The following is a 17,661-nucleotide window of genomic DNA, read 5'->3' on the forward strand; positions in this document are numbered from 1 at the left end:
CACCGGTGACCATTCGCTGTACTCATCGCGTCGGCCTGCTGCTGACTGGTCTGCTGCTGGTTACGCTGGCGCTGCCGTTTGTCACTTATGCGCCGAATCGCTTACTCTCCGGGGAAGGGCGCGGGCTATGGCAGGCGCTGCCCTGGCTCGCCGGCGTTCAGCTGGCGGCGGCCCTTGCCGGGATGCTGCTCTGCTGGCTGCCGGGCAGGATCGTGCCGTTTCTCCACCTGCTGCTGGCCGAACTGCTCTTCCCGCTGCTTATCTGGGGCAGCGGCCAGGCGGCGCTTGAGCTCTCCCGCCATGGCTCGCCGCTGGCGCGCACCTCGCCCGGCAGCGGCCTGTGGCTGTCGCTGGCGCTTTGTCTGCTGCTGGCCAGCGAGGCCATCCGTCATCTTACCGTCCGGCCGCTCTGGCGCTGGCTGCTCAATGCGCAAGTCTGGCTGTTGCCCATCATCCTGCTCGCTATCGGGGCGCTCGATCAGCTCTCCTTGCTGAAGGAGTATGCCAACCGTCAGGAGGTATTTGATGACGCCCTGCGCCAGCATCTGCTTCTGCTGTTCGGCACCCTGCTGCCGGGCCTGCTGATTGGCCTGCCGCTGGGGGTATGGCTGTGGCGGCGTCCGCGCTGGCAGGCGCCGGCTTTCACCGCGCTCAATGTGATCCAGACTATTCCGTCGGTAGCGCTTTTTGGCCTGCTGATTGCGCCGCTTGCCGGTCTGGCGCGTTATTTCCCGACGCTGGGCGAGCTGGGCGTCTCCGGGACCGGCGTGGCGCCAGCCCTGATCGCTCTCACTCTCTATGCGCTGCTGCCGCTGGTGCGCGGGGTGGTGACCGGCCTGCAGCAGGTGCCGCAGGATGCCCTGGAAAGCGCGACGGCAATGGGCATGAGCGCCGGGCAGCGCTTTCGTCAGGTGCAGCTTCCGCTGGCGATGCCGGTACTGTTGCGCAGCCTGCGGGTGGTCAGCGTGCAAACCGTCGGCATGGCGGTAGTGGCCGCGCTGATCGGCGCCGGCGGCTTTGGCGCGCTGGTTTTTCAGGGGCTGCTGAGCAGTGCGCTGGATCTGGTGCTGCTGGGCGTGGTGCCGACCATTGCCCTGGCGGTGGTGGTGGATGCCCTGTTCGCCCTGTGGGGCGCCTGGCTAAAAGGAGAGGCCAATGATTGAATTTCACGGGGTGAGCAAAGTGTTTGCCGGCCACCCGGCGGTGAAGGACCTGACCCTGGAGCTGCGCGAAGGCGCTTTCTCGGTGCTGGTGGGGACTTCCGGCTCGGGCAAGTCGACGACGCTGAAGATGATCAACCGTCTGCTGGAGCCGGACCGGGGCACCATTCGCTTTGCCGGCGAGGACATCCGCCAGCAGCCGGTCCTGACCCTGCGGCGGCGGATGGGTTATGCCATCCAGTCCATCGGCCTGTTTCCCCACTGGACGGTGGCGCAGAATATCGCCACCGTGCCGCAGTTGCAAAGATGGCCGCAGGCAAGGATCGCCGACCGGATCGACGAGCTGATGGCGCTGCTGGGGCTGGAGGCGACGCTGCGCGACCGTTACCCGCATCAGCTCTCCGGCGGCCAGCAGCAGCGGGTGGGGGTGGCGCGGGCGCTGGCGGCAGATCCGGAGGTGCTGTTGATGGATGAGCCCTTCGGCGCCCTCGACCCGGTGACCCGCGAGGCGCTGCAGCAGGAGATGCTGCGCATCCACCGTCTGCTGGGACGGACGATTGTGCTGGTGACCCATGATATTGACGAAGCGCTGCGTCTGGCGGACCACCTGGTGCTGATGGACGGGGGCGAGGTGGTCCAGCAGGGGGCGCCGCTGGAGATGCTCCTGCGACCGAAAAATAGCTTTGTACAGACCTTTTTTGGCCGCAGCGAGCTGGGTGTGCGCCTGCTGTCGCTGCGCGAGGTGGGGGACTATTTGCGTCCCGACGAACGGCTGGCGGGCGAGGGGCTGACCGTCACCATGACCCTGCGGGAAGCGCTGTCGCAGTTTGTCGCCCGGCGCTGCGAGACGCTGCCGGTGGTCGATGCCGAAGGCAGGCCCTGCGGTACGCTGCATTTTGCCGATCTGCTGCGTCAGGAGATGAGCCATGAAGGCGCTTCGTGAGCCGCTGTGGTGGCTTATCGCGCTGTTTATCGGCCTGCTGGCAGGGCTGCCCTACAGCGCGCCGCTGTTCAGTCGGCTGTTCCCGGAACTGCCGCGGCCGGTCTACCAGCAGGAGAGCTTCTGGGCGCTCACTCTCGATCACGGCTGGCTGGTGGTGGCGTCCAGCCTCGCGGCAACGGCAATCGGGCTGGGGGCTGGGGTGGCGGTCACCCGGCCCGCCGGCGGCGCGTTTCGTCCGCTGGTGGAGACCATCGCCGCTATCGGGCAGACCTTTCCGCCGGTGGCGGTGCTGGCGATGGCGGTGCCGGTGCTGGGCTTTGGCTGGCTGCCCGCGCTCATCGCCCTCGCGTTGTATGGCATACTGCCGGTGCTGCAGGGGACGCTGGCCGGGCTGGGTTCGATACCGCCTGGGGTGTCAGGCGTGGCTGAAGGGATGGGAATGACCGGCTGGCAGCGTCTGTATAAGGTGGAGCTTCCGCTGGCGGCCCCGGTGATCCTGGCGGGGATCCGCACCTCGGTCATCGTCAATATTGGTACCGCGACCATTGCCTCGACGGTGGGGGCCAGTACGCTCGGGACGCCGATCATCATCGGCCTGAGCGGCTTTAATACCGCCTATATTGTTCAGGGGGCGCTGCTGGTGGCCCTGGCGGCGATTATCGTCGACCGCGCGTTTGAGCGTCTGACCCGCTGGATCAGCCGACACCGCCACGCACAATAAAGGAATAGCCGGCCAGCATTACGCCGCTGATCCCGCCGATGGCCATAAGTAAGAAGAGAGTGACGACCGCGATTTTCGCTGGCTTCATAATAGGCTCCTGATGTTAACAGGGGGATTATACGGTGAAGCGCAGGTGTTAATGAAACATTAATTGCGGTTTAGCGCGCCGCGCCGGGGTTTTTGCCGCGTTTACTAAGCAAATGCACCGGGAAAAGTGTGATCCTGGCCGCCATTTTTCATTTTTATGCAGGGCTTCAAAGAAACTTTTCGCCAGGCAGGGTATGGTACGCGCTTTCAGGCATGTGTGGTTTGCGGGTATGTACGAGTTTGATCTGGTGTTGCTGCTGCTTCAGCAGATGTGCGTATTTTTGGTCATCGCGTGGTTGATGAGCAAAACCCGACTGTTTATCCCCCTGATGCAAGTCACCGTTCGCCTGCCGCACAAGCTGCTGTGCTACGTCACCTTCTCCATTTTCTGCATTATGGGGACCTATTTCGGTCTGCATATCGAAGACTCCATCGCCAACACCCGCGCCATCGGCGCCGTGATGGGCGGCCTGCTCGGCGGGCCGGTGGTCGGCGGGCTGGTAGGGCTCACCGGCGGCCTGCACCGCTACTCGCTGGGGGGAATGACCGCCTTAAGCTGCATGGTTTCCACCATCGTTGAGGGGCTGCTGGGCGGTCTGGTGCACAGCGTGCTGGTCAAACGCGGCCGGCCGGACAAAGTCTTTAGCCCGCTGACCGCCGGGGCGATCACCTTCGTGGCCGAGCTGGTGCAGATGATGATCATTCTGCTGATTGCCCGCCCGTTCCAGGACGCCCTGCATCTGGTGCAGAGCATTGCCGCGCCGATGATGGTCACCAATACCGTCGGTGCGGCGCTGTTTATGCGCATTCTGCTGGATAAACGGGCGATGTTCGAGAAGTACACCTCCGCCTTTTCCGCCACGGCGCTGAAGGTGGCGGCGTCCACCGAGGGGATCCTGCGTCAGGGGTTCAACGAAGAGAACAGCATGAAGGTGGCCCAGGTGCTGATCCAGGAGCTGGACATCGGCGCGGTGGCGATCACCGATCGCGACAAGCTGCTGGCGTTTACCGGCATCGGCGACGACCACCATCTGCCGGGCAAGCCTATCTCCTCCTCGTATACGCAACGGGCGATTGAGACCGGGGAGGTGGTCTACGCCGACGGCAACGAGGTGCCTTACCGCTGCTCGATTCATCCGCACTGTAAGCTGGGGTCGACGCTGGTGATCCCCCTGCGCGGCGAGAACCAACGGGTGATAGGAACCATTAAATTGTATGAGGCGAAAAATCGCCTGTTCAGTTCAATCAACCGCACCCTCGGGGAGGGGATTGCCCAGCTGCTGTCGGCGCAGATCCTCGCCGGACAGTACGAGCGGCAGAAGGCGCTGCTGACGCAATCCGAAATCAAGCTCCTGCACGCCCAGGTCAACCCGCACTTCCTGTTTAACGCGCTTAACACGCTGAAGGCGGTGATCCGCCGCGACAGCGAACAGGCCGGCCAGCTGGTGCAGTATCTGTCGACCTTCTTTCGCAAGAACCTGAAACGGCCGACGGAAATTGTCACTCTTGCCGATGAGATCGAGCATGTTAACGCCTATCTGCAGATTGAGAAGGCTCGCTTTCAGGCTAACCTGCAGATCCAGATGGCGGTGCCGGAAGGGCTGGCGCATCACCAGCTGCCGGCCTTTACCCTGCAGCCGATCGTGGAGAACGCCATTAAGCATGGTACATCGCAACATCTTGGCGTCGGCGAAATTACCATCCGCGCCAGCCAGGACGATCGCTGGCTGCAGCTGGATATCGAAGATAACGCCGGGCTGTACCGGGCCAACCCCCAGGCCAGCGGGCTGGGGATGAATCTGGTGGACAGGCGGCTGCGGGCGCGTTTTGGCGCCGACTGCGGCATCAGCGTCACCTGCGAGCCGGAGCGCTTTACCTGTGTCACCCTACGTCTGCCCCTGGAGGAGAATGCATGCTGAGAGTATTGATCGTCGATGATGAGCCGCTGGCGCGGGAAAACCTGCGCATTTTGCTGGAGACACAGCGCGATATCGAGATTGTCGGCGAGTGCGGCAACGCGGTGGAGGCCATTGGCGCGGTGCATAAGCTGCGTCCCGACGTGCTGTTTCTCGACATCCAGATGCCGCGCATCAGCGGTCTGGAGATGGTCGGGATGCTCGACCCGGAGCACCGCCCCTATATCGTGTTTCTCACCGCCTTTGATGAATACGCGGTGAAAGCCTTTGAGGAGCATGCCTTTGACTATCTGCTGAAGCCGATTGAAGCTGCCCGGCTGGAGAAAACCCTCGCCCGCCTGCGCCAGGAGCGTAATCTGCAGGATGTGTCGCTGCTGGATGATGCTCAGCAGACGCTGAAATACATTCCCTGTACCGGCCACAGTCGTATCTGGCTGCTGCAGATGGAGGATGTGGCCTTCGTCAGCAGCCGGATGAGCGGCATCTACGTGACCGACCGCGAGGGAAAAGAGGGCTTTACCGAACTGACCCTGCGCACCCTTGAGAGCCGCACGCCGTTGCTGCGCTGCCATCGCCAGTATCTGGTGAATATGGCGCACCTGAAGGAGATTCGCCTGGAGGAGAATGGTCAGGCGGAGCTGCTGATGCGCGCCGGGCAAACGGTGCCGGTGAGCCGACGCTATTTAAAAAGCCTGAAAGAGGCGATTGGCCTGTAAAGCTGGTACACTGCGCCCCATTGCATCATCGACAGTAAAAGGCCCTCATGCTCAGTAATGATATTCTTCGTAGCCTGCGCTACACCCTGAAAGTCAATAATAACGATATGGTGCGCATTCTCGCGCTCTCCGCTATGGAATCCACCGCCGCCAGCTTCGACACCTGGACGACGAAAGAGGATGAAGAGGGCTTTGTTCGCTGCCCGGACATTATCCTGTCGGGTTTCCTGAACGGCCTTATCTATGACAAGCGCGGCAAAGATGATTCGGCCCCGGAGCTGGCGCTGGAGCGCCGGGTGAATAACAACACGGTGCTGAAAAAGCTGCGGATCGCCTTCTCGCTGAAAACGGACGATATCCAGGCGATTATGAGCGAGCAGAAATACCGGGTGTCGGTGCCGGAGATCACCGCCATGATGCGCTCGCCTGACCACAAAAACTACCGCGAGTGCGGCGACCAGTTTTTGCGCAATTTCCTGCGCGGACTGACCCAGCGGGTGCATAACCCGAAGGCATGATTTTTTGCCGGGTGGCGGCTTCGCCTGACCCGGCCTACAACGACTGCCCCCGGGCGCGTGCTAGCATAGCGCCGCCGGGCAAAAAAAAGCCGGAGATACTCTCCGGCTTTTTTGTTATTTCACCTGCTGACCCGGCTTGGCGCCGTCGTCAGGGCTTAACAGGAAGATATCCTTCCCGCCAGGGCCGGCGGCCATCACCATGCCCTCGGAGATGCCGAAGCGCATTTTGCGCGGCGCCAGGTTGGCGACCATCACCGTCAGGCGACCAATCAGCGGCTGCGGATCCGGATAGGCGGAGCGGATGCCGGAGAAGACGTTACGTTTTTCGCCGCCGAGATCCAGCGTCAGGCGCAGTAGCTTGTCGGAGCCCTCGACGAATTCCGCGTTTTCAATCAGCGCCACGCGCAGATCGACTTTGGCGAAATCGTCAAAGGTGATGGTCTCCTGAATCGGATCGTCCGCCAGCGGACCGGTGACCGGCGCCGCGGTGGCTTTCACCTCTTCTTTAGAGGCTTCTACCAGGGCTTCCACCTGCTTCATCTCGATACGGTTGTACAGCGCCTTGAACGGATTGACCTTATGCGCCAGCAGCGGCTGCTGAATGGCGTCCCAGCTCAGTTCGCTGTTGAGGAACGCTTCCGCACGTGCGGCCAGCTGCGGCAGGACCGGCTTCAGCCAGGTCATCAGCACGCGGAACATATTCAGGCCCATAGTGCAGATGGCCTGCAGGTCGGCGTCGCGGCCTTCCTGTTTCGCCACCACCCACGGCGCCTGCTCGTCGACGTAGCGGTTAGCCACGTCGGCGAGGGCCATGATTTCGCGGATGGCCTTACCGAACTCGCGGCTGTCCCATGCTTCGCCGATGCTTTCCGCCGCGTCGGTGAAGGTTTTGTACAGCGCCGGGTCGGCCAGCTCCGCGGCCAGCACGCCGTCGAAACGCTTGCTGATAAAGCCGGCGTTGCGCGAGGCGAGGTTAACCACCTTGTTGACGATGTCGGCGTTCACGCGCTGCACGAAATCTTCCAGGTTCAGGTCGATGTCATCGATGCGTGAAGAGAGCTTGGCGGTGTAGTAGTAGCGCAGGCTGTCGGCATCGAAATGATTTAACCAGGTGCTGGCCTTGATAAAGGTGCCGCGCGACTTGGACATCTTGGCGCCGTTGACCGTCACGTAGCCGTGCACGAACAGATTAGTCGGCTTACGGAAGTTGCTGCCTTCCAGCATCGCCGGCCAGAACAGGCTGTGGAAGTAGACAATGTCTTTGCCGATAAAGTGATACAGCTCGGCCGTGGAGTCTTTCTTCCAGTATTCGTCGAAGCTGGTGGTGTCGCCGCGCTTGTCGCACAGGTTCTTGAAGGAACCCATGTAACCGATCGGCGCGTCCAGCCAGACGTAGAAATATTTGCCCGGCGCGTTGGGAATTTCGAAGCCGAAGTACGGCGCATCGCGGGAGATGTCCCACTGCTGCAGGCCGGATTCGAACCACTCCTGCATCTTGTTCGCGACCTGCTCCTGCAGCGCGCCGCTGCGGGTCCACGCCTGCAGCATTTCGCTGAACGACGGCAGGTCGAAGAAGAAGTGCTCGGAGTCACGCATCACCGGCGTGGCGCCGGAGACCACCGATTTCGGGTCGATAAGCTCGGTAGGGCTGTAGGTCGCGCCGCACACTTCGCAGTTATCGCCATACTGGTCCGGAGATTTGCACTTCGGACAGGTGCCTTTCACAAAACGGTCCGGCAGGAACATGCCTTTTTCCGGATCGTAGAGCTGAGAGATGGTGCGGTTTTTAATAAAACCGTTCTCTTTCAGGCGGGTGTAGATAAGCTCCGACAGCTCGCGGTTCTCGTCGCTGTGCGTCGAGTGATAGTTATCATAGCTGATGTCGAAGCCGGCGAAATCGGTCTGATGCTCCTGACTCATTTCGCCAATCATCTGCTCCGGTGTGATACCGAGCTGCTGCGCTTTGAGCATGATCGGCGTGCCGTGGGCGTCGTCGGCGCAGATGAAGTTGACCTCGTGGCCGCGCATTCGCTGGTAACGGACCCAGACATCAGCCTGGATGTGCTCCAGCATGTGGCCGAGGTGGATGGAGCCGTTGGCGTACGGCAGGGCGCACGTTACCAGAATTTTCTTCGCGACTTGAGTCATAGTGAGCATTACATCTTCTGTTGTAAAAAGGGCTTCCGATATTACCAAAAGGGCTGTGGGTGCGCCATAAATGGCTGCCCATATATGGATAATCGTTACCTGTGATAAACTCTGTGATTACTGAAAGCATCTCAAAACAACAAAGGAGTCGGGATGAATTCGCAATCCCAGGCCAAATCCCCTGAGCGCCTACGTGCGATGGTCGCCGGGACGCTGGCCAATTTCCAGCACCCAACCCTGAAGCATAATCTCACCGCCCTTAAGGCGCTGCACCATGTCGCCTGGCTGGACGATACCGTCCATATTGAACTGCAAATGCCGTTCGTCTGGAGCAGCGCCTTCGAAGCGCTGAAAGAGCAGTGCAGCGCCGAACTGCTGCGCATCACCGGCGCGAAGGCCATCGACTGGAAGCTGACCCACAGCATCGCAACCCTCAAGCGGGTGAAAAACCAGCCCGGGGTCAACGGCGTGAAAAACATTATCGCCATCAGCTCCGGCAAAGGCGGCGTCGGTAAATCTTCTACTGCCGTAAACCTGGCGCTGGCCCTGGCGGCGGAAGGGGCGAAGGTGGGCATTCTGGATGCCGATATCTATGGTCCGTCGATTCCGACCATGCTGGGTGCGGAAGACAGCCGCCCGACCTCGCCGGACGGCACTCATATGGCGCCGATCATGAAATATGGTCTGGCAACCAACTCCATCGGCTACCTGGTGACCGACGACAACGCCATGGTCTGGCGTGGGCCGATGGCCAGCAAGGCGCTGATGCAGATGCTGCAGGAGACCCTGTGGCCGGATCTTGATTACCTGGTGCTGGATATGCCGCCGGGCACCGGCGACATCCAGCTGACCCTGGCGCAGAACATTCCGGTGACCGGCGCGGTGGTGGTCACCACGCCGCAGGACATCGCGCTGATCGACGCCAAAAAAGGCATCGTGATGTTCGAGAAAGTGGAAGTGCCGGTGCTGGGGATCGTGGAAAACATGAGCATGCATATCTGCAGCAACTGCGGGCACCACGAGCCTATCTTCGGCACCGGCGGCGCGCAAAAACTGGCCGAGAAATACCACACCCAGCTGCTGGGCCAGCTGCCACTGCATATTACGCTGCGGGAAGATCTGGATAACGGCACGCCGACGGTGGTGGCGCGTCCGGACAGCGAATTTACCGACATCTACCGCCAGCTGGCGGGCCGGGTGGCGGCCCAGATGTACTGGCAGGGAGAAGTGATCCCGGGTGAGATTGCCTTCCGCGCCGTTTAAGGCCGCGGCGAGCGCATTAGCCAGTATCTGCCCTCGGGCGACGCGCCCTGTGCTTCGATGGTCCAGCCATGACGCTGGTAGAAGCGCAGGGCGTTTTTATTTTCCATCAGGCACTTCAGCGTTCCGCTGGCGGTAAAGCTCCGTTCGACCTGCGCCAGCAGCGCGCTGCCGATATGTTTGCCTTGCCAGTCGGGGTCGACAAACAGATGGTGAAGGAAATTATCGGCGGTCCATACGGCGGCAAAGCCCACCGGCTGGCCGTCGCATTCCGCGACCCACAGTTGTTCATCCGCGGTGGCGGCATCGAAATCTTCCAGCCGCCACGCCGCGGCGGGAAGCCAGGTCCACGATAAACTGCGCGCCCGCAGGAAGATCTGGCGCAGCGCCGGAGAGTCCGCTGGCTCGCCGGGGCGGACGTGGAGATTGCGCGGATCAGCGATGATAGAAGATCTCGCCATCGTACACTTTGAGGATTTTGCCTTCGGTATCGGTGATCAGCACGTAGTTACCGCCCATATAGGTCCAGTGGCTGCCGGCGTCCGGCGCAGGCAGGTTACGCTGCTGCCACTGTTTGATGTTGTATTCCGGGGTGAGGTACATCGCCGGAACGGTGTCGCCGATGTGAAACTGGGTGAAATCGGCGGTGAACTCTTTCAGCGCATACTGATCGATCCCCGCGGCAGTAGCCGTCCAGCTGGCGCCAGCGGTGGCAAGAAGTACGCCCAGAAGCATCATTTTTGTTTTACGCATAGTTTCCTCAATATTACCTGGACTCAAAATAGCAGCCTCGTATCATTCCTGATGCGTTGCTGAAATGGCAAGCACTGGATTTTTAAAAAGTGTAAGCAAAACGCGGCGCAAGTCTTGTGCCGCTTGCGTTGCAGCGACGGTGATGCGTATTTTGGGAGCAATCTGAAGCAGGGGAGAATCGGCATGTTCAGGCTGGAAGATCTGACCTTATTTGTCCGCGCCGCGGCGCTGGGCAGTTTTAGCGACGCGGCGCGCGAGGCCGGGCAGCAGCCGGCGCAGGTCAGCGCGGCAATTAAGCGTCTGGAGACGATCCTCAATATTCGCCTGTTTGCCCGTTCGACCCGCAGCCTGCGCCTGACGCCGGAGGGGGAGACCTGGCTGCCCTACGCCACCCAGATGCTCGATACCCTCGAGGCCGGTCTGCAGAAGATCCAGACCCCGGATGATGAAGTTCGCGGCATGTTGCAGATTGCCGTGCCGTCGGACCTCGGGCGTAACCTGCTCCTGACCCTGTTCCGCGATTTCCGCCAACGCCACCCGGCGCTGCGCCTGCGGCTGCTCTTTTCCGATCAGCTGACCGACGTGTTTAAAGATCCGGTGGACGTTGCGTTTCGCTATGGCAATAACGACGATGCCTCGTTTATCTCGCTGCCGGTGGCGCCGGAAAATCGTCGGGTGCTGGTGGCCTCGCCTGAGTGGATCGCCCGCCATGGCGAACCGCAGACCCTCGAGGAACTCAGCCAGCATAATGCGTTGATCTACATTTTGCGCGGCCGTCCGTTCGACCGCTGGTCGCTGAGCCTCGACGGCGTGGTTCAGCAGCAGAAGGTTTCCGGCACGGTGATGAGCGACGACGCCGAGGTGATCCGTCGGCTGGCGATCGCCGGGGAGGGCATTGCCTATAAATCGATGCTCGACGTCAGCGACGATCTGCGGGCGGGGCGCCTGCGGCGCCTGCTGCCGCGTTATCAGGGGGATGTAGTGCCGTTGAATCTGATTTGTCCGCACCGCAAACAGCTCTCTGCCGCGGTGCGTTTGTTATATGAAGAGGTGAAATCACATTGTGAAGGGCTTAATGCCTGACTAAGGTCGCGAAGTAATACACCAGCGGGACGGCCAATACCCACAGGCCAATCGGGATCTCCCGCCACTTACCGGCGATAGCCTTGATCACAATGTAAAACAGCAGCCCGCCGGCAATCCCGGTGCCAAAGCTGTTGGCGATAAGGGTGATCATCACCATCATCAGCACCGGCAGCCCGTCGGTGAAGTTGGCAAGATCCACTTTGCGCAGGCCGCTGAACATGTTCAGGCCAATCAGGATCAGCGCCGGGGCGGTGGCTTCTTTCGGGATCATCAACGCCACCGGCGTGAACAGCAGCATCAGCAGGAACATTACCGCCGCCGACAGGGCGGTGAGGCCGGTTTTGCCGCCCGCTTCCGCTGCCGCCGAAGATTCAATCAGCGCCGTCGCCGCCGGAATGCCCACCCACGGGCCGAGCGCGGCGGCAATCGAATCGACCATGAACGGGCGATTAATCTGCGGCATGTTGCCTTCTTCATCCAGCAGACCCGCCTCGCCGCCCACCGCCAGCGTTGTCCCCATGGTGGAGAAAAACTCAGATGCGAAAAAGACGAACAGGAACGGCAGGAAGGCGATGTTTAACGCCCCCAGCAGGTCAACCTGTCCCAGCACCGGCGCCAGCGAGTGGGGGGCATCGATAAAATGCGTCGGCAGTTTAGTCACGCCGAACGGGATACCCACCAGGGTAGCGCACAGAATGGCCCACAAAATGGCGCCCGGTACCTTACGCGCCTGTAGGGCTATCGCCAGGAACAGGCCGCACAGCGCCACCAGCGCGCCGGGGGCGAGAAAGTCGCCGAGCATCAGGGCGTTGGTTTTCGCATTGGCCAGCACCAGCCCGGCATTGCGAAAACCGAGGACGGCGACAAACAGGCCGATGGAGGCCGTCAATCCCAGCTTGATCGACTGCGGCACCGAGCGGGTGACCACTTCGCGCAGGCCAAAGCGGGTCAGCAGGAAGAAGAGGATCCCCGACCAGCAGGCAATTCCGAGGCCAGTCTGCCAGCCAATCCCTTCGCTACCGGCCAGCGTCACCCCCACCAGCACCGAGCCGCCAATGCCCGGGCCGACGATAAACGGCAGGTTGGCATAAAACGCCATCAGCAGCGAGCCGACGACGAAGACCAGAATGGTGCCGGTGGTGGCGGCGCCTTTATCCATCCCGCCGATCGCCAGCAGCCCCGGGATAACCACCAGTAAATAGGCGGCGGCGAGGAAACCGGTGATCCCGGCCAGGCATTCGGTGCGTAGCGTGCCGCCGCGCGAGCGCAGCGCAAAGCGGCGCTCCAGCCAGTTAGCGCGGGCGGAAGAGTGAAGTGTGTTATCGGCCATGCTCAGGCTCCCTGAGGATTATTGTTGTGATCGGTTGGCTCCGGGATCTCCCGGCAGGCTATCAACGGGTCGACTATCTGGCGGCTGCCGCCGTCGGTCAGACCCAAATCGGTTAAATGCGGCCCGGCGTTACAGGCAAGGCAGGTGCCTTCAATGGCCTTGAAGACCCGGTACGGCGGCTCCCAGTCGGCGACTTGGCTGCTCAGATCGCGCAGCTCGCGGAACTGACGCGCCAGTTCCGCGGCCGGGAGATCCGACAGCATGCCGGCAATCGGCATCGCCACATGGGCGAGGATCTCGCCCTGTTGCGCCAGCGCCATCCCGCCGCCGGAGGCGATAAGCTGGTTGGCCGCCAGCGCCATATCATTAGCGTCGCGTCCGAGCACCACCAGATTATGCGAGTCGTGGGAGTAGCTGGTGGCGATGGCGCCACGCAGCTCACCCCAGCCTTCAAGCAGGGCGATTTGCGGCGTCGCCTGATGGCGGCCGTGGCGGTGCTTGACCCAGATCAGACTGAAGCCGGCGGGCAGCTGGACTTTCCCGTCACGAACCTGCACTTCTACTTCGCCCCACTGGGTGAAGCGCGCGCCGCGGATATGGCGCAGGCGGGCGATGCCGTGACGAATGCCCTGGACGCGCAGAATAAAGTCATCGGCGCGGAGGGGGGCGATCTGCAAAGTATCGCGCGGCGGCGTGACGCCCGCGGCGGGCGCGATCGGCTTCAGCAGGCGGCCAGCATAGGCCAGCCGTTCCCCCCCAACGTAGACTTCACGGGCCACCAGTTTCTCCAGGGAATCAAACACCACCAGATCGGCGCGCCGCCCGGCGGCAATCAGCCCGAGATCGTGGCGCTGCAGGCGAATAGCGGCGTTGAGGGTGGCGAATCGCAGCGCATCGACCGCCGGTAAACCGTGCTCGATCAGCAGGTTAAGCAGGGCGATGATCCCGCCTTTCTCCAGCAGCATATCCGGCGGCACGTCATCGGTGCAGACGGTGATTTGCGAGGAGAGGTGCGGCAGCGTTTTTAACGCCGCGACGATATCCGGCAGCAGATAGGGGTGCGAGCCGCGGATCTCGATCGTCAGACCAGCGCGCAGTTTTTCCAGCGCGTCGTCCGCCGAGGTCAGTTCATGATCGGAGGTGACGCCGGCGGCGAGGTAGGCCTGCAGGTCAGCGCCGCTCAGGCCGCGGGCGTGGCCTTCAATCAGTTTGCCGCTGTTGAGACCGGCCTGGACAATCTCCTGCATCCGCTCGCTACCGTGCAGCACGCCGTGCATATCCATCACTTCCGCCACACCGCGTACTTCCGGCCAGCCGAGCATGGTCTCCATCTCCGCGCCGGCGAAATCGGCGCCGGACATTTCGAGACCCGGCGTGGAGGGGACGCTGGACGGGGCGGCGACCATCACCTGCAGCGGCAGATGGCGGCTGGCGTCAACCGCGTAGCGCACGCCCTCGACGCCGAGGACGTTGGCCAGCTCATGCGGATCCCAGAACACCGCGGTGGTTCCCTGGGTGAGGACGATTTCCGCGTAGCGCTCCGGCGGCAGGTGCGAGCTTTCGAGGTGTACGTGGGTGTCCATCAGGCCGGGGGACAGGTAGCCACCGGCCAGGGAACGTACTTCATGGGCGTCGGCGCGGCTGCCGCGCGGGTGGACGCTGGCGATCATTTCGCCGACGATACCGACGTCAGCGGGGCGAATTTCGCCCGTGGCCATATCGACGATCTGCGCATCGATCAGTAGCAGATCAAACGGGGATTCACCGCGCGCGGCCTGCACGGCGCGACGGCGGACTTGAGCATTGCTGGACATAACCACTCCGGCACAAGGATAATGCGGATACTCTAGGGGCACAGCAAACGTTTGCCCAGATGAATAAATTTATCACCCGATAAGCTCGGGTTATTGTGCAGGACCACCGTAGCGAACCCGATGATGAACGAACCCTGGCAGCGGCTGCCCGCGCTCTCTCTTAAACAGCTTCAGTATTTCGTCACCCTGGCCCAGCTGCGCCATTTTACCGATACCGCCAGTCGGCTGGCGATTAGCCAGCCGGCGCTGAGCAGCGCCCTGCGGCAGATTGAAACGGTACTCGGCGGTAAGCTGGTCAACCGTACCGCTTCGGCGGTCACCCTGACTGAACTGGGGGCGGCGATTTTACCCCACGCCCAGCGGATCCTCAGCGTAGCGCAGGCGGCCTTTTTCGATATGCAGCAGATCGTCGAGGCGGGCGGCGACGGGACTGTGCGCATCGGTCTGGTGCCGTCGGTCAGTTCGCTGCTGTTCCCATTGCTGCCGCAGACCCTGGCCCAGGCCTTTCCGCGTCTGCGCATTGAATTTCACGATCAGACCAACGATGCGCTTATCCAGGCGCTGCTGCGCGGCGAGATTGATTTCGGTATCGGGGCGATCGACAGCTCAGTGCCTGCTGAACTGCTGGTCTATCCGCTGCGCGAAGATCCCTTTGTGGCGGTGCTGCACCGCGACGATCCGCTGGCCGCGCAGGCGCACTTGCCGTGGAAGCAGCTGGTGGGGCGGGATATTGCTGTGTTCTCGAAGGGCAATATTCAACGGCTGGTGGCGGCATTAGTGGAGAGCCATCGCCTGACGCTGACCACCCGCTACCAGGTGGACTATATCGAAACCCTGTATGGCCTGGTGCGCTCGCGCTTAGCGGTGGCCATTCTGCCGGCGCTGTACACCACCCATCTGCAGGACCCGGCGCTCCAGGTCGCCCAGTTGCAGCAGCCGGCGCTGACCCGTACGGTGGCCCTGATGCGCGGCCCGCAGGCGCTGCCGCCGCTTATCGAAGCCTGTTTTTCCCTGCTGCAGGGAGAATTGCGTCGCGCTGATGCCTGATCCGCACATTGATTATCGTGGCGGGGGGGATCAAAAAATCCCCCGCGGCCTGACCGGCGACGGGGGATGTCCGCGTTAAACGCTTATGGTGTGACGATATTGAACCAGAAGGCAAACGTGTCCATGTAGCTCAGCATCTCATCGAGCTTAGCGCCATTACCGCTAATCTTGACCTTGCCCTGAGCTTCAGCCTGCTTCAGCGTTTCCTGCTTGAGGATAATCTTATTCAGGGTGTCGCGGCTGAGCGAGATGCTGGCGTCGGCATTGTCCGCCACCGCATTGGCGGTATGGTTAAGCACGCCGTTTTCCAGCTCCAGTTTGTACTTGCCGCCGTCTTTACCCAGGTCGATGTTAAAGACCGCTTTAGCCGCCCCGGCTTTTTCGCCGTTGATATGCACCCCGAGGTAATCGAAGAACATTTCTGGCGTCATCGCCCGCACGGTATCCGGGCTGGCGGTGTTCGGCGTAGGCAGTTTCTGCACGCCGTTACGTAGCTCCTGAGCGCCGGTGAGGTAGAAGTTGCGCCAGGTCCCGGCTTCCGCCTGATATCCGAGCTGCTCCAGGGCGTCGGCTTCCAGATCACGCGCCTGCTGATTGTCAGGATCGGCGAAGACGATTTTGCTGGTCACCTGGGCCACCCAGCGGTAGTTCCCCTGCTGGTAATCGGCTTTGGCTTTCTGCATGATGGCATCGGCGCCGCCCATATATTCCACGAACTTCTTCGCCGCCTGTTCTGGCGGCAGCTCGTCGAGGGTGGCCGGGTTGCCATCAAACCAGCCGAGATAGAAGACGTAGGTCGCTTTCACATCGTGGCTAACGGAACCGTAGTAGCCGCGGCTGGACCACTGTTTCTCCAGCGAATCCGGCAGCTTGAAGTTGGCGGCGATCTCATCGCGGGTCATGCCTAAGTTCGCCATACGCAGGGTCTGGTCGTTGATATAGCGATACATATCGCGCTGACCTTTCATCAGCTTCACGATATTGTCGTTCCCCCAGGTCGGCCAGTGATGCTGAGCGATAATCACTTCCGCCTCGTTGCCCCAGCGGTCGATGGCGGCGTTGATGTATTTCGACCACGCCAGCGGATCGCGGATTTTGGCGCCGCGCAGAGAGTAAGTGTTGTGCAGGGTATGGGTCACATCCTCTGCCGCCTCGATCATTTTCTTCTCTTTGACATACCACAGCATTTCCGACGGCGCTTCCGAGCCCGGCGCCATCATAAAGTCATAGGTCAGACCGTCGATCACTTCCTGCTGACCGGTATGGGTAATGTAGTGGGTCGGCGGGATCAGCGTAACGGTACCCGCCGAGGTGGTGGTGCCGAGACCGGCGCCGACCTGTCCCTTAGCGTCCGGCTTCAGCAGGTTGCCGTACATGTAGCTGGCGCGGCGGCTCATCGCAGTACCGGCCATGATGTTCTCGGAAACCGCTTCCTCCATAAAGCCGGCAGGGGCGTAAATCTTCACTTTACCGGCTTTCACGTCAGCTTCATCGACTACGCCACGGATACCGCCGTAGTGGTCCACATGGCTGTGGGTAAACAGCACCGCCACCACCGGTTTTTTCGGCCGGTGGGCAAAATAGAGCGCCAGAGCCTCTTTGGCCGGTTCGGCGCTCAGCAAGGGGTCGATGACCGTAATCCCGGTTTTGCCTTCGATAATGGTCATATTGGAAAGATCGAGATTACGGATCTGGTAAACGCCGTCGGTAACTTTGAACAAGCCGCCGATATTGAGCAATTGTGACTGTCGCCACAGGCTGGGATTGACGGTGTCCGGCGCCTTTTCGCCTTCTTTGACGAAATCATATTTGGCGGGATCCCAGATAATATTTCCCTGTGCGCCTTTGAGCATCGCTGGCGGCAGGGGCGCGATAAAGCCCTGATGGGCGTTGTTAAAGTCAGTTTTATCCGCGAACGGCAGTTTGCGGTATAGCGCCTGATTCGCCTCCCGCGTGGCCGGTGTGGCATCCTGTTGTTGCGCGGCGGCAAAGGCGGTTATCGACAAAGACGATAACATTCCGGCCAGCGCCAGATTTTTGGCTCTCTGATTTAATTTCATCACTACCTCTCAGGTAATTTATTACGTGGGAATAAAAGCAATATTTCCCGCTTAAAAAGTGAATGGCTTGCGGTTTATTCTAAAGACTAATATTTCGCTGAA

16 protein-coding genes are annotated in these 17,661 nt (G+C 61.2%); 9 read left to right on the top strand and 7 right to left on the bottom strand.

The genetic code is table 11. The features are described from left to right. Positions 1-5 precede the first annotated feature (5 nt). The 3 genes from ACR809_RS08400 to ACR809_RS08410 are packed head-to-tail and all read left to right on the top strand — an operon-like array spanning position 6 to position 2,824. Positions 6-1,163: an ABC transporter permease gene (locus ACR809_RS08400; protein ID WP_009307420.1), complete on the top strand. Its 1,158-nt coding sequence runs from the start codon at positions 6-8 to the stop codon at positions 1,161-1,163. Continuing rightward, entirely contained in the window at positions 1,156-2,103 is a 948-nt protein-coding gene (locus tag ACR809_RS08405) for an ABC transporter ATP-binding protein (protein WP_023317091.1), read from the top strand. The genes ACR809_RS08400 and ACR809_RS08405 overlap by 8 nt, the downstream gene beginning before the upstream one ends. After that, positions 2,087-2,824 carry an ABC transporter permease gene (locus ACR809_RS08410; RefSeq protein WP_004180609.1) on the top strand — a complete coding sequence of 246 codons (738 nt, stop codon included), beginning with the start codon at positions 2,087-2,089 and terminating at the stop codon, positions 2,822-2,824. Before ACR809_RS08405 ends, ACR809_RS08410 begins: the two co-directional genes overlap by 17 nt. On the opposite strand, the gene ACR809_RS08415 is transcribed toward ACR809_RS08410, so the two are convergent. Next, positions 2,799-2,912 (bottom strand): protein YohO, encoded by a 114-nt coding sequence (locus tag ACR809_RS08415; protein ID WP_002912762.1) that lies wholly within the window; start codon positions 2,910-2,912, stop codon positions 2,799-2,801. The genes ACR809_RS08410 and ACR809_RS08415 overlap by 26 nt on opposite strands. A 229-nt stretch (positions 2,913-3,141) precedes the next feature. Here ACR809_RS08415 and ACR809_RS08420 point away from each other — a divergent pair, with 229 nt between their 5' ends. Genes ACR809_RS08420 through ACR809_RS08430 form a run of 3 tightly spaced genes read left to right on the top strand, consistent with a single transcriptional unit; the run spans position 3,142 to position 6,061 of the window. Next, positions 3,142-4,830 (top strand): sensor histidine kinase, encoded by a 1,689-nt coding sequence (locus ACR809_RS08420; protein ID WP_101970472.1) that lies wholly within the window; start codon positions 3,142-3,144, stop codon positions 4,828-4,830. After that, positions 4,824-5,543, top strand: coding sequence for a two-component system response regulator BtsR (gene btsR, locus ACR809_RS08425; RefSeq protein WP_004144215.1), 720 nt, complete (start codon positions 4,824-4,826; stop codon positions 5,541-5,543). Before ACR809_RS08420 ends, btsR begins: the two co-directional genes overlap by 7 nt. Positions 5,544-5,590: 47 nt before the next feature. Then, positions 5,591-6,061 (top strand): DUF1456 family protein, encoded by a 471-nt coding sequence (locus ACR809_RS08430; RefSeq protein ID WP_002912756.1) that lies wholly within the window; start codon positions 5,591-5,593, stop codon positions 6,059-6,061. Positions 6,062-6,175: 114 nt separating this feature from the next. Here the strand turns inward: ACR809_RS08430 and metG are convergent, their stop codons facing one another. After that, entirely contained in the window at positions 6,176-8,209 is a 2,034-nt protein-coding gene (metG, locus tag ACR809_RS08435; RefSeq protein WP_002912753.1) for a methionine--tRNA ligase, read from the bottom strand. Positions 8,210-8,362: 153 nt separating this feature from the next. On the opposite strand from metG, the gene apbC reads away from it, so the two are divergent. Further along, the gene (gene apbC, locus ACR809_RS08440; RefSeq protein ID WP_002912751.1) at positions 8,363-9,472 is read left to right on the top strand and encodes an iron-sulfur cluster carrier protein ApbC; all 1,110 of its coding nucleotides are present in this window, start codon (positions 8,363-8,365) and stop codon (positions 9,470-9,472) included. Here the strand turns inward: apbC and ACR809_RS08445 are convergent. Further along, positions 9,469-9,930, bottom strand: a complete 462-nt coding sequence (locus ACR809_RS08445; protein WP_008804055.1) for a GNAT family N-acetyltransferase — start codon at positions 9,928-9,930, stop codon at positions 9,469-9,471. The two genes, apbC and ACR809_RS08445, sit on opposite strands and share 4 nt — an antisense overlap. Beyond that, the gene (locus ACR809_RS08450) at positions 9,905-10,222 is read right to left on the bottom strand and encodes an RcnB family protein (RefSeq protein WP_002912749.1); all 318 of its coding nucleotides are present in this window, start codon (positions 10,220-10,222) and stop codon (positions 9,905-9,907) included. Before ACR809_RS08450 ends, ACR809_RS08445 begins: the two co-directional genes overlap by 26 nt. A gap of 183 nt (positions 10,223-10,405) precedes the next feature. Between ACR809_RS08450 and ACR809_RS08455 the strand changes: the two genes are divergently transcribed. Beyond that, on the top strand, positions 10,406-11,305 hold the full coding sequence (locus tag ACR809_RS08455; protein ID WP_004149074.1) for a LysR family transcriptional regulator: 900 nt from the start codon (positions 10,406-10,408) through the stop codon (positions 11,303-11,305). Here ACR809_RS08455 and ACR809_RS08460 read toward each other — a convergent pair. Both ACR809_RS08460 and ACR809_RS08465 read right to left on the bottom strand, forming a co-directional pair. Further along, positions 11,295-12,638, bottom strand: a complete 1,344-nt coding sequence (locus ACR809_RS08460) for an NCS2 family permease (protein WP_002912743.1) — start codon at positions 12,636-12,638, stop codon at positions 11,295-11,297. The genes ACR809_RS08455 and ACR809_RS08460 overlap by 11 nt on opposite strands. 2 nt (positions 12,639-12,640) lie before the next feature. Then, the gene (locus tag ACR809_RS08465) at positions 12,641-14,452 is read right to left on the bottom strand and encodes an adenine deaminase (protein WP_023284047.1); all 1,812 of its coding nucleotides are present in this window, start codon (positions 14,450-14,452) and stop codon (positions 12,641-12,643) included. A gap of 120 nt (positions 14,453-14,572) precedes the next feature. Between ACR809_RS08465 and ACR809_RS08470 the strand changes: the two genes are divergently transcribed. Next, positions 14,573-15,499: a LysR family transcriptional regulator gene (locus tag ACR809_RS08470; protein WP_117407221.1), complete on the top strand. Its 927-nt coding sequence runs from the start codon at positions 14,573-14,575 to the stop codon at positions 15,497-15,499. An 83-nt stretch (positions 15,500-15,582) separates the two neighbouring features. On the opposite strand, the gene ACR809_RS08475 is transcribed toward ACR809_RS08470, so the two are convergent. Next, positions 15,583-17,559, bottom strand: a complete 1,977-nt coding sequence (locus ACR809_RS08475; RefSeq protein ID WP_122051183.1) for an alkyl/aryl-sulfatase — start codon at positions 17,557-17,559, stop codon at positions 15,583-15,585. Positions 17,560-17,661: the final 102 nt, after the last annotated feature.

Origin of the sequence: Klebsiella sp. CD33 (genome assembly GCF_051992865.1) — a bacterium.
GTDB lineage: Bacteria > Pseudomonadota > Gammaproteobacteria > Enterobacterales > Enterobacteriaceae > Klebsiella > Klebsiella pneumoniae.